The organism is Stenotrophomonas indicatrix, assembly GCF_002750975.1.
Taxonomy (GTDB): domain Bacteria; phylum Pseudomonadota; class Gammaproteobacteria; order Xanthomonadales; family Xanthomonadaceae; genus Stenotrophomonas; species Stenotrophomonas indicatrix.
Genome location: NZ_PEJS01000002.1, coordinates 54,038 through 69,280 on the forward strand (window position 1 = coordinate 54,038; position 15,243 = coordinate 69,280).

At 63.8% G+C, this 15,243-nt stretch carries 10 protein-coding genes; 4 read left to right on the top strand and 6 right to left on the bottom strand.

Translation table 11 applies throughout. The annotated features are described in order from the left end of the window. Positions 1-60 precede the first annotated feature (60 nt). From CR918_RS19275 to rpmH, 6 genes are all read right to left on the bottom strand, one after another. Positions 61-978 carry a BRCT domain-containing protein gene (locus CR918_RS19275; protein WP_223483110.1) on the bottom strand — a complete coding sequence of 306 codons (918 nt, stop codon included), beginning with the start codon at positions 976-978 and terminating at the stop codon, positions 61-63. Between the two features lie 157 nt (positions 979-1,135). Continuing rightward, positions 1,136-2,485 (bottom strand): tRNA uridine-5-carboxymethylaminomethyl(34) synthesis GTPase MnmE, encoded by a 1,350-nt coding sequence (gene mnmE, locus CR918_RS19280; RefSeq protein WP_032978488.1) that lies wholly within the window; start codon positions 2,483-2,485, stop codon positions 1,136-1,138. Between the two features lie 3 nt (positions 2,486-2,488). Continuing rightward, a complete protein-coding gene (locus tag CR918_RS19285; protein ID WP_099844686.1) occupies positions 2,489-5,158 on the bottom strand; it encodes a polysaccharide deacetylase family protein in 2,670 nt (889 codons plus the stop codon). Between the two features lie 129 nt (positions 5,159-5,287). Next, on the bottom strand, positions 5,288-7,003 hold the full coding sequence (gene yidC / locus CR918_RS19290; protein WP_099844504.1) for a membrane protein insertase YidC: 1,716 nt from the start codon (positions 7,001-7,003) through the stop codon (positions 5,288-5,290). Then, positions 7,003-7,497 carry a ribonuclease P protein component gene (gene rnpA / locus CR918_RS19295; protein ID WP_025875580.1) on the bottom strand — a complete coding sequence of 165 codons (495 nt, stop codon included), beginning with the start codon at positions 7,495-7,497 and terminating at the stop codon, positions 7,003-7,005. The genes yidC and rnpA overlap by 1 nt, the downstream gene beginning before the upstream one ends. A gap of 5 nt (positions 7,498-7,502) precedes the next feature. Next, positions 7,503-7,643 carry a 50S ribosomal protein L34 gene (gene rpmH / locus CR918_RS19300; protein ID WP_006404565.1) on the bottom strand — a complete coding sequence of 47 codons (141 nt, stop codon included), beginning with the start codon at positions 7,641-7,643 and terminating at the stop codon, positions 7,503-7,505. 254 nt (positions 7,644-7,897) lie between these two features. Between rpmH and dnaA the strand changes: the two genes are divergently transcribed. The 4 genes from dnaA to gyrB all read left to right on the top strand — a co-directional run bounded on the left by dnaA (position 7,898) and on the right by gyrB (position 15,203). Further along, the gene (dnaA, locus tag CR918_RS19305; protein ID WP_025875573.1) at positions 7,898-9,229 is read left to right on the top strand and encodes a chromosomal replication initiator protein DnaA; all 1,332 of its coding nucleotides are present in this window, start codon (positions 7,898-7,900) and stop codon (positions 9,227-9,229) included. Positions 9,230-9,505: 276 nt separating this feature from the next. Next, the gene (gene dnaN, locus CR918_RS19310) at positions 9,506-10,606 is read left to right on the top strand and encodes a DNA polymerase III subunit beta (RefSeq protein WP_005411731.1); all 1,101 of its coding nucleotides are present in this window, start codon (positions 9,506-9,508) and stop codon (positions 10,604-10,606) included. A gap of 930 nt (positions 10,607-11,536) precedes the next feature. Next, positions 11,537-12,631, top strand: coding sequence for a DNA replication/repair protein RecF (recF, locus tag CR918_RS19315; RefSeq protein ID WP_033832639.1), 1,095 nt, complete (start codon positions 11,537-11,539; stop codon positions 12,629-12,631). Between the two features lie 112 nt (positions 12,632-12,743). After that, entirely contained in the window at positions 12,744-15,203 is a 2,460-nt protein-coding gene (gene gyrB, locus CR918_RS19320; protein WP_032978484.1) for a DNA topoisomerase (ATP-hydrolyzing) subunit B, read from the top strand. Positions 15,204-15,243: the final 40 nt, after the last annotated feature.

A 15,243-nucleotide genomic window follows, 5' to 3' on the forward strand; every position in this document is an offset into this window, starting at 1 on the left:
GAATGTGACAGGTTGGGGGAGCTGGGGTCGGATCCCCGAAGGGGCTCCGACCCGGCATCCTCAGTCAACCAAGGCGTCGTGGAAATCACGCTCATGGACAATCATGATCCGGAGTCCTTCCTTGCGCAGTTCCACTGCGCGTTCCACCTTGCGACCGTAGCAGGCGTAACTCCAGCAGGGATTTCCCTCAGCGCCGATCACCAGGTAGTCCACCTTCTTCGATGGTGCACTGTGCACCCGTCCTCCTCGTGCCGTCACCAGCGCGTGGATATCGGCGCGTGACCCTCGGGACGAAGCACCCGTGAAACAGAATCCCTTCTCTTCGAAATGGATTTCGGGAGCCACCGCGCAAAGCCCGACCAGACTTCCGGCGATCTGCAACGACGGATCGGTCAGGGTGCGGTCGTCGCCCAAGGCGATGAACTCGCTGAAGAACTGGCGAAGCAGATCCTGTTCTTGGCCATCCACCACGCCATCAGTCAGCACCTTGGCCACCAGGTGTCCGATTTCATCGTAAGGCCAGCATCCCTGCAGATGGACATGCTCTTCCATCCAGTCCGAGAGGCCACGCAACTCGGTTTCCGAAACGCGGCCGTCAGCGATGATGCCGCCCAGCACAGCATGCAACCGCTGGAGATCGGCCGTAGTAGCGTTGACCCGATCACTTGAACGCATCCGGTCGATCAACCATCGCAGGTCTTCCACCGCATCTTCGTCCATGCGGCCCTCGCCAAGCGCGCGCTCGACCACCGGCATCAGTTCGGTGAAGGGGTGCTGTTGGCGCTGATGAAGATGATCCTGGATCCAATGAGCCAGGAAGCGGCGTTCATCGGCGTTGATCTCCCCATCAATGGAGATCCCTTCGATGATGCCCGCCAGCGAGTTCAGTGCACGGGTGAGCTGCGCCGGGCTGGTGAAGTGGACGTAAGAAACATGGTCCTGATGCATCTGCAGTTCCTTTGCCAGAGTTTCCTTCACGCTAGCGTGGTCGGAGCAGGTACTCAAGCGTGCCCGGCAAGGTTCTGGAATATTGGGACGATCGCGTCATTTTGTGGGGTCAAAGCCCCTTCGGGGATCTCACCCCGAGGAGCTCGTTTGGCTGGATTGCCGGCCAGCGGCCGGCTCTACCAAGGCACTACTTGCCGATGCAGAAGCTGGAAAAAATCCGACCCAGCAGGTCATCGGCACTCATCTGCCCGGTGATTTCGCCCAGCGCGTCGTGCGCCAGACGCAGCTCCTCGGCCGCAAGCTCCAGGTGCTCGTGCACCAGCTCGCCATCCGCCCGCTGCGCGTGTTCCTGCGCGCGCTCGATCGCATCGACGTGGCGGGTACGTGCGGAGAATTCGCCCTCCACCTGCTCCCCTGCCCCGGCCGAAGCGATCGAACGCAGGCGCGCATGCAGCTCGTCCAGTCCCGCGCCGGTGGCAGCGGAGACGAACACGCGGTCCGGGTCGTCCCGCACCGGCATCGCATCCAACAGATCCGACTTGTTGTGGATGTAGACCTTGTGCGGCACCGCCAGTACCGCTTCGCCGATCGCGGCTTCGCCGGCTGCCGGATCGCGTGCATCCAGCACGATCAACGCCAGGTCGGTGCGCTCGATCTCCGCGCGCGCGCGACGCATGCCTTCGCGTTCGATGGCATCGCCACCGTCGCGCAGGCCGGCGGTATCGACCAGGGTCAGTTCCAGCCCATCCAGGCGGATGGTCTCGCGCAGCGTGTCACGGGTCGTGCCGGCGATGTCGGTGACGATGGCACGCTCGCTACCGGCCAGCGCGTTCAACAGCGAACTCTTGCCGGCATTCGGTGGGCCGATCAGCACCGCATGCAGGCCATCGCGCAGACGACGGCCACGCTCTGCGTCGCGACGCAGCAGGGCCAGATCGCTGCGCGCTTGTTCCAGGCCACGCCGCACCTGTGCACCGCCGAGTGTATCCAGCGGTTCGTCGGCGAAATCGATGGCCGCTTCCACGTGGATGCGCAGCAGCACCAGCTGTTCGACCACCGCCTCGATGCGGCGCGAGAACACACCGTCCAGCGAGCGTCGTGCTGCGCGCGCCGCTCGGTTGTCACCGGCCGCGATCAGATCGGCGATGGCTTCGGCCTGTGCCAGGTCGAGCTTGCCGTTGAGAAACGCGCGCTCACTGAACTCGCCGGGCCGCGCCTGCCGCGCCCCCAATGCGATGCAGCGTGCGACCAGTTGCTGCAGCAGTACCGGGCTGCCATGGCCCTGCAGTTCCACCACTTCTTCGCCGGTGAAGCTGTTCGGCGCCGGGAACCACAACACGATGCCATCGTCGATCACTTCACCGTCTGCATCGCGCAGGCGCGCGTAGTGCGCATGCCGCGGGCGCAACGTCGGTGCGCCGAGTGCGTTGGCAATGGCTGCGGCACGCGGGCCTGACAGGCGCAGCAGGCCCACGCCGCCCGCGCCGGGCGCGCTGGCAATGGCCACGATGGTCTCGGTGCGCTTCATATCGTTCATCGCTCAGAGCTTCTCCAGCTGCGCGCGGGCCTGCGCCGCACCACTGCCCTGCGGCTGCAGCGCCAGGTAGGTGGTGTAGGCCTGCTTCGCCTTGGCCTTGTCGCCTGCGTGGAAGTACGCGTCACCCAGATTCAGATGGGCCACCGCGCGTGACGGATCGATCTTCAGTGTGTTCTCCAGCCAGCGCGCCGCTTCGGCGTAGCGCTGCTGGCGGTAGTAGACGAAGCCGAGATTGTTGGCCGCCTGGGCAAAATCCGGGCGCAGCTTCAGTGCCTCGGCGAACTGCACGGCGGCTTCGTCGTAGCGCTTCTCGCGGTACAGCTGCAGGCCACGGTCGTTGGCCTGCTGCGAGCGCTGGCGGTCCGAGGCCGGTCCGGCCGTCGGCACCACCAGCTTGGCCTTGCCGCCCTGCAGGTCGGCCACGGTCACTGGCGCTTCGCTGTTCTTGGCGTCCTGGGCAGCGTCGACCTTGTTGTTCAGGGCGATCGCATCGGCAGTCAGCTGGCGCGTATCGGCGTTGAGGTATTCCTGGCTGTCCGGCACCTGGAACACGAACTCGCCCCCCTGCGAGCCGGGCAGGCTGCCGAACGCCGGCGTCTGTTGCGAGACCGCCGACACCGCCGGCGCCACATAGGCGGCCAGCTCGGTACCGGTGATCAGGCCATCGCCATTGAGATCGCCCTTGCCAGCCAATGCCTGCAGCAGCACCCAGGTAAACACCGAGTGGCCGTTCGGGCCGGCATCGGCCACCTGCTGGTCGGCACCGCCGGCGGTCAGCATCTGCCGCGCGCTGCGGCGTGCGTTCTCGCGCAGGAACGACGATGACGACGGGCCGCCGCGGGTCAGACCCAGACCGCTGTAGCAGGCATCCATCACGAACATCACATGCTTGGCCTGCATGCTCTCGGCGATGTTCTGGATGTCGGTCATCGCGATGGCATCGGTGGCGAATTCCTTCGGGTCCGAATCAACCGGAATGATGTAGCCGAGGTCGCGCCCGGATGCCAGCTGACGGGTAGCACCGTGGCCGGCGAAGAACACGAACACGCGATCATTCCTGCCGGTGCGGTCGTCGGACAGCCGGTCGTGGAAGGCGGCCAGGATGTTGTTGCGGGTGGCCTGCTCGTTCTTCAGCACGATCACCTGCGAGGACGGGAAGCCGAACTGCCCGGTCAGCGTATCGGCCACGGCCTGGGCATCGTGGCTGGCGTATTCCAGCTTCGGCCACTTGGCGTAGTTGTCGATGCCGACCACGATCGCCCACGATTTTTCATAGCCGGTGGTGACGGTAGCATCGCGGTCGCTGCCCTTGCGCGGTCGGGCGACGCTGAAGTCGCGGCCATTCCAGCCGGCGAACTGGTAGCCGTCGGCGATCAGCCGGTCCAGGATCTGCGGCAGTGCCTTCACCGCGCGGTCGTGGATATCGTGGAACAGGATGATGCCGCGCTGTTCCTTGTTCACCTGGTCGAGCACGCGCTGCACGATCGATTCGGGCACCGGGTCGGCCCAGTCCATCGAATCGATGTTCCACATGATCGACTTCAGGCCCGCCTCGTTGAGCAGCTGCAGGCCTTCGGCGTTGCGTGCGCCATACGGGAAGCGGAACAGCGGCGCGCGCTTGCTGTCCACGTCCTTCAGCAGGGTGTCGGTGTCCAGCACCTGCTGGCGCAGCGCATCGCCGGTGGTGCGCGACAGCTGCGCATGGGTCAGGCTGTGGTTGCCGACGGCGTAGCCCTCTTCCATCAGGTTGCGGCTGATCTTCGCCATCGGCCCAAGGCTGACCTTGCCGTCGGTGTCGACCTTGCCCAGGTTGCGACCGACCTCGAAGAACACGCCCGGTACGTCGTAGCGCTTGAGGATGGCCACCACTTCATCGGTATAGGCCTTGTGCGGGCCATCGTCGAAGGTCAGCACCACCGTCTTCGGCGGCAGGTCGCGGCCGAAAATCTCGCGGTCGCTGTCCTTCATCGACATCGGGTACGGCTCGATCACGCCGTAGTCGCGCAGGATCGCTTCGCGGCTGTAGTCCTTGTGCAGGTGCGCGATGTAGTCGTCCCACTTCTCGCGCTTCAGTTCGATGGCACGGGTGCGCTCGAAGCGGCTGAAGATGCGGGTCAGTTCCTGGTTGTAGTTGCGCTCGATCTCGTCCAGCGCCTCCAGGTCTTCACCGATGCGCTGGTGCAGCTTCACCGCCGGCAACGAGGAATCGGCGCCGATGCGTTCGTGCAGGTCACGCAGCACCTCGCGGAACGCCAGGCGATCGGCATCGAACAGTTCGGGCGCCGACTCGATGTAATCCAGCACCGTGCCCAGGGTAGCGAAGCGCTGCGGGCTGGTGCCGCGCAGCAGGGTGTCGAACTGCGTGGCAATGGCGCCGCGCTGTTCCAGGCCATCGTGGAACAGCTGCTGGCCGATGCGGGTGGAGGTGGTGCGATCGGCCGCGGACTGCTGTTCCTCATCGGCCAGCAGGACGATGATCCGTCGATAGCCGTCGAGCTGCTTCTGCAGTGCGCCCAGCAACGGCGCGGCGGCCGGGTCGGCGGCAGCGGCAGCCTGTGCGCTCGGCTGGGTAACCGCCGCCGGTGCCTGCGCGTCGTTGTCGCCACAGCCAGCCACGAGCAGGGTCAACAGCAGGCTGGGCAGAAACAGGCGGAACGACGGCGCACGCGGCATGGCGGACTCGAACAAAGGGGAATGGTGTGCCGGCGATTCTAACGCCGCATGCGAAAAGCCCGCCTTGCGGCGGGCCTTTGCTGGGTCAGCCGGCCAGCGGCCGGCTCTACCCGTCGGCGCAGACGCGCCTTACTTTTTCTTGGCCGGAGCGGTGGCTGCCGTGGCCGGCACCGGATCGCTGCCGTGGCGCTTGGTCATCCACCACTGCTGCAGCAGGCCCAGGCCACCGTTGACCACCCAGTACAGCACCAGGCCGGACGGCATGAAGGCCATCATGACGCCGAACACCAGCGGCATGAACTGCATCATCTTCTGCTGCATCGGGTCCATGCCCGGTGCCGGCGTCAGCTTCTGGGTGAACCACATCACCGCTACGTTGATCACCGGCAGGATGAAGTACGGGTCACGGGCGGTCAGGTCCTGGATCCAGCCGAACCAGGGCGCCTGGCGCAGTTCGACCGATTCCACCAGCACCCAGTACAGGGCGAAGAAGATCGGCATCTGGATGAGGATCGGCAGACAGCCGCCCATCGGATTGATCTTTTCCTTCTTGTACAGCTCCATCATCGCGGTCTGGAACTTCTGGCGGTCATCGCCATAGCGTTCCTTCAGCTGTGCGATGCGCGGCTGGAAGCGACGCATCTTGGCGCCACTCTTGTACTGCGTCGCCGACAGCGGGTACAGCACGATCTTCAGCAGCACCACCAGGCCGACGATGGCCCAGCCCCAGTTGCCCACCAGCTTGTGCACCTGGTTGAGCACCCAGAACAGGCCCTGGCCGATCACCGCCATCATCGAGAAGCGGCTGTAGTCGACCACACGGTCCAGACCCGGCACGTCTTCCTTGGCGATCAGGTTGACCAGCTTCGGGCCGACCCACAGGCGGGCCTCGGTGCTGGTGGACTGGCCCGGGGCCACGGTGAAGGCCGGGCCACGCGCTTCGATCAGGTCACGACCGGCCACCTGCGACAGCACGTAGTGTGCGGTCTGGTCCTTCTGCGGGATCCAGGCGGTGAAGAAGTGGTGCTGCAGCATCGCCAGCCAGCCGCCGGTGATGTTCTGGTTCAGCGCGCCATCGTCCAGGTAATCCTTGAACGCACGACGCTGGTACTTCTTGTCGTTGTCGTACCAGGTGGCACCGTTGAAGCTGAACGAGTCCGGGTTGGTCATGCTCCGCGACAGGATCGTCGGGCTGCGGTCCAGGGTGCGGTAGACGTAGCCGTTCCACGGCGCGGCGCCAGCATTGCTGACTTCATCCTTGAAGCGGATCGCATACTCGTTGCGGCCCACGATCAGGGTGCGCTTGATGGTCACGCCGTTGTCGGCGGTCCATACGAACGGAACCTGCAGTTCGTTCTGGCCCTTGGCCAGCACGAAGTCGCGGGTGTCACCGACCAGCTTGAAGCCGTCGGCACCCGGCACCGGGGTGTTCTTGTCTTCGCTGGCCCAGCCGCTGATCGCGCTGTAGGGATGCGCGGGATCTTCGGTCAGCAGGCGCACCGGCGGGCTGCCTTCGTCCTTGCTCTGCGGGAACTGCAGCAGTTCGGCGTCGAGTACGCGGCCGCCATCGAGCTTCAGGCGCAGCACGTCGGTGGTGATGGTCACGGTCTGTGCGGACGGGGTGGCGCTGGCCTGGGCCTGTGCAGCGGCCTGACCCGGGACACCGGGAACCTGTGCGCTGGGGATGCTGCCCGGGGACGCGCCGGGGACGCTCTGGGCGGCGGCCGGGGCCGAGCTGGTCGTCGGCGCCGGGGTCGGGGCGGACTTCTCACGGCTCCACTCCATCCACAGCAGCACGGCCACCATCAGCCAGGCAAAGATCAGGAAAACACGGGTCTGGTTCATCAGCAGGCAGGCTCAGCGGGGCCGGGACGCGGTGCCGGCTCGGTGACGGAGGAAATGGCAATGCCATCAGGCGGCGGCATTGTGCCGTCCACGCCCGGCGCGGGCAATGCGCGCAGGCGCCGCAGCAGGCGCAGGAAGGCCTGGCGGATATCTTCGTTGCTGGCATGACGCGCAGCAGTACGAGCCACGACGACGAAGTCGCCTGGCTGTATGTCGGTTCGTGTCTGACGCAAGGCGTCGCGCAGGACGCGCTTGATCCGGTTACGCCCAACGGCGTGAGGATCGACCTTGCGGGAAACCGCCAGACCCAGCCTGGCCGGCCGGTCAGCCGGTAGCCAGTGCAGGGTCATCAGCGGATCGGACACACGGCGGGCGCCGTTGAAGACCGTTGAATATTCGGCACGCGTGCGAACCCGCGCAGAGCGAGGGAATCGCTTGCGCGGGTCTGCAGTATTCACTGTCGAATGGATTGCGTCTGCCGCTGGATGCGGCATGGCAATCAGGCGCTCAGGACTTTGCGGCCCTTGGCGCGGCGACGCGACAGGATCTTGCGGCCGTCAGCGGTCTTCATACGGGCACGGAAGCCGTGGTCGCGCTTACGCTTGAGGTTGCTGGGCTGGAAGGTGCGCTTGGTGGCCATGTGGGCCTCTCGTATGAATGGGACGGAAAGAACCGGAAATTTTAGAGAGGTGTCCCCCCTCCCGTCAACCCCTGTCTGCTACGCCAATTCACCGGGCTGTGCAATAGCTGTGGATCTTTTTGTGAATAAGTAGGGGACAAGCATTCCGAAGGCGGGCGCTCGGTGGTAGGCTGAGCCATCCATTTCCCCCCTTTCAGGCCTGTGTTTGGGCGCCTTTTCGCGCCTATGCATCGGCCACCGGACAATTATTGCTGATGGATGCCTGGTCACGTAGTCTCGAGCGACTCGAGGCGGAGTTCCCGCCCGAGGATGTTCACACCTGGTTGAAGCCGCTGCAGGCAGATCTGCGCGCTGACAGCCTGGTGCTGTATGCACCGAATGCCTTCATTGTCGATCAGGTGCGCGAACTGTACCTGCCGCGGATCCGCGAGCTGGTCACCCACTTTGCCGGTTTCGGCGACGTATTTCTTGAAATCGGCTCGCGTCCGCGGCCCGTGGACGCGCAGATCGCGCCGGTTTCCAGCCATTCGGCGCAGGCGCCGGTGCAGCCGCAGGTTCCCTTTGCCGGCAACCTGGACAACCACTACACCTTCGCCAACTTCGTGGAAGGCCGCAGCAACCAGCTGGGCCTGGCCGCAGCATTCCAGGCGGCGCAGAAGCCGGGCGACCGCGCGCACAATCCGCTGCTGCTGTACGGGGGCACCGGCCTGGGCAAGACCCACCTGATGTTCGCCGCCGGCAACGCGATGCGTCAGGCCAATCCGGCCGCCAAGGTGCTGTACCTGCGTTCGGAACAGTTCTTCAGCGCGATGATCCGGGCCTTGCAGGAAAAGACCATGGATCAGTTCAAGCGCCAGTTCCAGCAGGTCGACGCGCTGCTGATCGATGACATCCAGTTCTTCGCCGGCAAGGATCGCACCCAGGAAGAGTTCTTCCACACCTTCAACGCGTTGTTCGATGGCAAGCAGCAGATCATCCTGACCTGCGACCGCTATCCGCGCGAAGTCGAAGGCCTGGAAGCGCGCCTGAAGTCGCGGCTTGCCTGGGGCCTGTCGGTCGCCATCGAGCCGCCGGACTTCGAGACCCGCGCTGCGATCGTGCTGGCCAAGGCCCGCGAGCGTGGTGCCGAGATTCCCGATGACGTTGCGTTCCTGATTGCCAAGAAGATGCGCTCCAATGTGCGCGACCTCGAGGGTGCGCTGAATACCCTGACCGCCCGCGCCAATTTCACCGGCCGTGCGATCACCACCGAATTCGCCCAGGAAACCCTGCGCGACCTGCTGCGCGCCCAGCAGCAGGCGATCAGCATTCCCAACATCCAGAAAACCGTTGCCGATTACTACGGGCTGCAGATCAAGGATCTGCTGTCCAAGCGTCGGACCCGGTCGCTGGCGCGTCCGCGCCAGGTTGCCATGGCGCTGACCAAGGAACTGACCGAACACAGCCTGCCCGAAATCGGCGACGCCTTTGCCGGTCGCGATCACACCACGGTGCTGCATGCCTGCCGGCAGATCCGCACCCTGATGGAAGCCGACGGCAAGCTCCGCGAGGACTGGGACAAGCTGATCCGGAAGCTGAGCGAATGATGCACGTACGCCGATGAGGCGTCACCGCATAAAACGGTGCAGAATCCGGTAGCAAGCGCGGGACAGGGTGTGGATAAAAATGCCGTTGGATTTCCCGGAAGATTTATCCACAGCTTTCCCCACCCCTTGGGGGCTGGTAATGCAGAGGGTTTCGAAGCCTGAAACCCTTTTGTTTACAAAGACTTAGCTGTGTTTTCCAGCGATTCTGGCTCTACCAGCACCACCAAGCTTTTGATTTATTCCACATTTTTTTAAAGCATAGGGGCACGGAACCACATGCGTTTCACACTGCAGCGCGAAGCCTTTCTCAAGCCGTTGGCACAGGTCGTCAACGTGGTCGAACGCCGCCAGACCCTTCCGGTTCTGGCCAATTTCCTGGTGCAGGTGCAGAACGGCCAGCTGTCGCTGACCGGTACCGACCTGGAAGTGGAGATGGTGTCGCGGATCGCGGTTGAAGATGCCCAGGACGGCGAAACCACCATTCCCGCCCGCAAGCTGTTCGAGATCATCCGCGCCCTGCCTGATGGCAGCCGGATCACCGTCTCGCAGACCGGTGACAAGATCACCGTGCAGGCAGGACGCAGCCGCTTCACCCTGGCCACCCTGCCCTCCAACGACTTCCCGTCGGTGGACGAAGTGGAAGCCACCGAGCGTGTCGCGATCGGCGAAGCCACCCTGAAGGAGCTGATCGAGCGCACTGCGTTCGCGATGGCCCAGCAGGACGTCCGCTATTACCTCAACGGCCTGCTGTTCGACCTGCGCGGTGATGCGCTGCGCACCGTCGCCACCGACGGCCATCGCCTGGCCCTGTGCGAAACCGATCTGGCCAAGCCCAGCGGTTCCAAGCGCCAGATCATCGTGCCGCGCAAGGGCGTGACCGAGTTGCAGCGCCTGCTGGAAAGCGGTGATCGCGAGATCGAACTGGAAGTCGGCCGTAGCCACGTTCGCGTGAAGCGCGACGATGTCACCTTCACTTCGAAGCTGATCGACGGTCGCTTCCCGGATTACGAGGCAGTGATTCCGATTGGTGCCGACCGCGAGGTGAAGGTTGATCGCGAAGCACTGCGTGCCTCGCTGCAGCGTGCTGCGATCCTGTCCAACGAGAAGTACCGCGGCATCCGCGTGGAAGTTTCGCCGGGCAACCTGAAGATCAGCGCGCACAACCCAGAGCAGGAAGAAGCCCAGGAAGAGATCGAGGCCGACACCACGGTCAGCGACCTGGCCATCGGCTTCAACGTGAACTATCTGCTGGATGCCCTCTCCGCCCTGCGCGACGAAGAAGTGATCATCCAGTTGCGCGACTCCAACTCCTCGGCGCTGGTGCGTGAATCGAGCAGCGAGAAGTCGCGTCATGTGGTGATGCCGTTGCGTCTCTGACAGCTGCGCCGTTCCACGTGGAACACATGGACGCCCGGGATCTCCGGGCGTCTTTTTTTTTGTTCCACGTGGAGCATCGCTGCCAATGCTTACCGCCGACCTTGGTGGCTCCTGCAGATGAGAGCATCCGCGTTGCCCTGATGGGTTGTCGGCGCATGGAACCCACGATCCCGGGAAGCCAGCTGTGGAATCCACATGCTGAGATGACGAGACACGTTGGATATGAGCACGCAGCGGGGTCCGATCCAGCGGCTTCCGCTTGCGTGCTGACCTCTCTGTCCACAGGCCTCGTTCGTAGGAATTCGGCGCTTCCCTAGCTTCTAAATCTGGGTATAAATCAAAAGCTTGGTGGTGATGGTAGGGCCAGATTTCATGTAAAAGTAGGCTATGTGTCTGTTTTAAAAAGCTTTTATAGGGTTGAAACCCCCTGTATATAGGCCATCAAGCCTGGGGGGGAACCTGTGGATAGTTTTACAGCCTAGGAAAAGTGCCTTTTTTATCCACAGTTCGCCCACACCTTGTGTATAAGTCATACAGACCTGTTGTGGATGGCGTGGAACTGCCGCTTTGAATTTCTTGAAATCTGTGGAACCTGGCAGGGGCGTTGGTGGCAGATTTCAAGAAATCTGGGGAGCACTGACTGCAATCTCGGTGTGGAGTCAGGCCATGAGCCGGGGAAACCGTCTTCGGAATGGCGAAATCTGGACGCCTTGAGCCTTGGCTTCCTGCCGGATTTGAACGATTTCGGCCACTGTCTCCGGCCGCCTGCATGCCGGCAGGCCTCCGCCACGTGGAACCCGTGTTCTCCAAGGCTGCAACGCCCCGCTGATGTCGGTCCACATCCATCCACGATGGCTGGCTTGACCAATGCAGTAAGCTGGGTGATTCCCCGCCCCTCTACCGCCATGTGCGGATGGTCTGTCGCATCCCATGCAGATTCGTCGTCTTGCCCTCCACCACTTGCGTCGTTTCGATGCGGTGGAGCTGTCGCCCCAGCCAGGGGTGAATCTGCTGACCGGTGACAACGGCGCTGGCAAGACCAGCGTCCTGGAAGCGTTGCATCTGATGGCCTATGGGCGGAGTTTCCGCGGGCGGGTACGCGATGGCTTGGTGCGTCAGGGCCATGAAGCCCTGGAAGTCTTCGTGGAATGGGACGAGCAACGCGGTGATCTGCCCGTGCAGAGGCGAAAAGCCGGGTTGCGGCATAGCGGGCAGGAGTGGAAGGGGCGGCTGGATGGCGAAGACGTCGCCCAACTCGGAAACCTGTGTGCCGCCCTCGCTGTGGTGACCTTCGAACCGGGCAGTCACGCCTTGGTGAGCGGTGGTGGCGAGCCGCGACGGCGCTTTCTGGATTGGGGTCTGTTCCACGTGGAACCAGACTTCCTTTCCTTGTGGCGGCGCTATTCGCGCGCGTTGAAGCAGCGCAATGCCCTGCTCAAGCAGGGCGGGCCGTCGCGGATGCTCGATACCTGGGATCACGAGCTGGCCGAGGCGGGAGAACCGCTGACCAGTCGTCGGCAGCACTACCTGGAGCGGCTGCAGTCCCGAACCATCGCCCTGGCCGAGGCACTGGCTCCGCAACTGGGAATCGTGGGCCTGAATCTGAGTCCCGGCTGGCGCCGGCACGAGGTTCCGCTGGCAGATGCCCTTCTGCTGGCGCGCGATCGCGACCGTCAGGCGGGTTACACCTCGCTGGGCCCACACCGGGCGGACTGGAGCGTGGCGTTCCAGAGCATCCCGGGGCGCGATGCGCTGTCACGCGGCCAGGCCAAGCTCACCGCCCTCGCCTGTCTACTGGCCCAGGCGGAGGATTACGCCGAGCAGCGTGGCGAGTGGCCCGTCATCGCACTCGACGATCTGGCCTCGGAGCTGGATCGCACACACCAGGCCCGGGTACTGCACCGCCTGTTGGCGGCACCGGCGCAGATATTCATCACTGCAACAGAAACGCCTGCAGCACTGGAGACTCTGAGCAACATCACCCGGTTCCACGTGGAACATGCACAGATCGTGGCTGTGCCATAGTGGGCACGGCAAGGCCGCTCAGCCCCGGCTGGTATAATTCAGGCTGCTATCCCTTCATTCTCGACACATCGCTCAAAGCGGTGTCCGACCTGCGGAGCCTACGGCAAGCGCAATGACCGACGAACAGAACACCCCGGCAAACAACGGCAACTACGACGCCAACAGCATTACGGCCCTGGAAGGCCTGGAGGCTGTCCGCAAGCGCCCAGGTATGTACATCGGCGACGTCCATGACGGCACCGGCCTGCATCACATGGTGTTCGAGGTCGTCGACAACTCGATCGACGAAGCCCTCGCCGGCCATGCCGACCACGTGTCGGTGACGATCCATGCCGACGGCTCGGTCGGAGTGTCCGACAACGGTCGCGGCATTCCGACGGGCAAGCACGAGCAGATGAGCAAGAAGCTCGACCGCGACGTGTCTGCAGCCGAAGTCGTGATGACGGTCCTGCACGCTGGCGGCAAGTTCGACGACAACAGCTACAAGGTTTCCGGCGGCCTGCACGGCGTGGGCGTCAGCGTGGTCAACGCGCTGTCGCAGAAGCTGGTCCTGGATATCTACCAGGGCGGTTTCCACTACCAGCAGGAATACGCCGACGGCGCAGCACTGCATCCGCTCAAGCAGGTCGGTCCCAGCACCAAGCGCGGTACCACCCTGCGCTTCTGGCCGTCGGTAAAGGCTTTCCACGACAACGTGGAATTCCACTACGACATCCTGGCCCGTCGCCTGCGCGAACTGTCCTTCCTCAATTCCGGCGTCAAGATCGTGCTGGTGGACGAGCGTGGTGATGGCCGCCGCGACGACTTCCATTACGAGGGCGGCATCCGCAGCTTCGTGGAGCATCTGGCGCAGTTGAAGACGCCGTTGCACCCGAACGTGATCTCGGTAACCGGCGAATCCAACGGCATCACCGTGGAAGTGGCGCTGCAGTGGACCGATTCCTACCAGGAGACGATGTACTGCTTCACCAACAACATTCCGCAGAAGGACGGCGGTACCCACCTGGCCGGCTTCCGTGGCGCGTTGACCCGTGTGCTCAACAACTACATCGAGCAGAACGGCATCGCCAAGCAGGCCAAGATCAACCTGACCGGCGATGACATGCGCGAAGGCATGATCGCGGTGCTGTCGGTGAAGGTGCCGGACCCGAGCTTCTCCAGCCAGACCAAGGAAAAGCTGGTCAGCTCGGATGTGCGTCCGGCCGTGGAAAGTGCGTTCGGCCAGCGCCTGGAAGAGTTCCTGCAGGAAAACCCGAACGAAGCCAAGGCCATCGCCGGCAAGATCGTCGACGCTGCCCGTGCCCGTGAAGCCGCGCGCAAGGCCCGCGACCTGACCCGACGCAAGGGTGCGCTGGATATCGCCGGCCTGCCGGGCAAGCTGGCCGACTGCCAGGAAAAGGATCCGGCGCTGTCCGAACTGTTCATCGTCGAGGGGGACTCGGCAGGTGGTTCGGCCAAGCAGGGTCGCAACCGCAAGAACCAGGCGGTGCTGCCGCTGCGCGGCAAGATCCTCAACGTGGAACGTGCACGCTTCGACCGCATGCTGGCGTCCGACCAGGTGGGTACGCTGATCACCGCGCTGGGCACCGGCATCGGTCGCGACGAGTACAACCCGGACAAGCTGCGTTACCACAAGATCATCATCATGACCGACGCCGACGTCGACGGCGCGCACATCCGCACCCTGCTGCTGACGTTCTTCTACCGTCAGATGCCGGAGCTGATCGAGCGTGGTTATGTCTATATCGGCCTGCCGCCGTTGTACAAGATCAAGCAGGGCAAGCAGGAGCTGTACTTGAAGGACGATCCGGCGCTGGACAGCTATCTGGCCAGCAGCGCAGTGGAGAACGCGGGGCTGGTGCCGGCCAGCGGCGAGCCGCCGATCGATGGCGTGGCGCTGGAAAAGCTGTTGCTTGCCTACGCTGCCGCGCAGGACACGATCAACCGCAATACCCATCGTTACGACCGCAACCTGCTCGAAGCGCTGGTGGACTTCATGCCGTTGGAGCTGGAAAACCTGCGCAACGCAGGTCCCGGCGAAGGCCTGGACGCGCTGGCCAAGCACCTCAACCAGGGCAACCTCGGCAGCGCCCGTTTCACCCTGGAACTGCAGGAACCCAACGAGCAGCGTCCCGCTGCGGTGCTGGTCACGCGCAGCCACATGGGCGAACAGCACATCCAGGTGCTGCCGCTGTCCGCGCTTGAAAGCGGCGAGCTGCGTGGCATCCACCAGGCAGCGCAGCTGCTGCACGGTCTGGTCCGCGAAGGCGCGGTCATCACCCGTGGCGCCAAGTCGATCGAGATCGAGTCGTTCGCGCAGGCCCGCAACTGGCTGCTGGACGAAGCCAAGCGCGGCCGTCAGATCCAGCGATTCAAGGGTCTGGGCGAAATGAATCCGGAACAGCTGTGGGACACCACCGTCAATCCCGATACCCGTCGCCTGCTGCAGGTGCGTATCGAAGATGCGGTGGCCGCTGACCAGATCTTCAGCACCCTGATGGGTGATGTGGTCGAACCGCGCCGCGACTTCATCGAAGACAACGCGCTGAAGGTCGCCAACCTGGATATCTGACACAATCGGATGGTGGCCGGCGCGCGGGGAGGCGCGCCGG

What these genes read in the sequence shown, in the direction of transcription:
- mnmE (WP_032978488.1), bottom strand. Translation starts at nt 2,485, where the DNA reads ATGAACGATATGAAGCGCACCGAGACCATCGTGGCCATTGCCAGCGCG.
- CR918_RS19285 (WP_099844686.1), bottom strand. Translation starts at nt 5,158, where the DNA reads ATGCCGCGTGCGCCGTCGTTCCGCCTGTTTCTGCCCAGCCTGCTGTTG.
- yidC (WP_099844504.1), bottom strand. Translation starts at nt 7,003, where the DNA reads ATGAACCAGACCCGTGTTTTCCTGATCTTTGCCTGGCTGATGGTGGCC.
- rnpA (WP_025875580.1), bottom strand. Translation starts at nt 7,497, where the DNA reads ATGCCGCATCCAGCGGCAGACGCAATCCATTCGACAGTGAATACTGCA.
- rpmH (WP_006404565.1), bottom strand. Translation starts at nt 7,643, where the DNA reads ATGGCCACCAAGCGCACCTTCCAGCCCAGCAACCTCAAGCGTAAGCGC.
- dnaA (WP_025875573.1), top strand. Translation starts at nt 7,898, where the DNA reads ATGGATGCCTGGTCACGTAGTCTCGAGCGACTCGAGGCGGAGTTCCCG.
- dnaN (WP_005411731.1), top strand. Translation starts at nt 9,506, where the DNA reads ATGCGTTTCACACTGCAGCGCGAAGCCTTTCTCAAGCCGTTGGCACAG.
- recF (WP_033832639.1), top strand. Translation starts at nt 11,537, where the DNA reads ATGCAGATTCGTCGTCTTGCCCTCCACCACTTGCGTCGTTTCGATGCG.
- gyrB (WP_032978484.1), top strand. Translation starts at nt 12,744, where the DNA reads ATGACCGACGAACAGAACACCCCGGCAAACAACGGCAACTACGACGCC.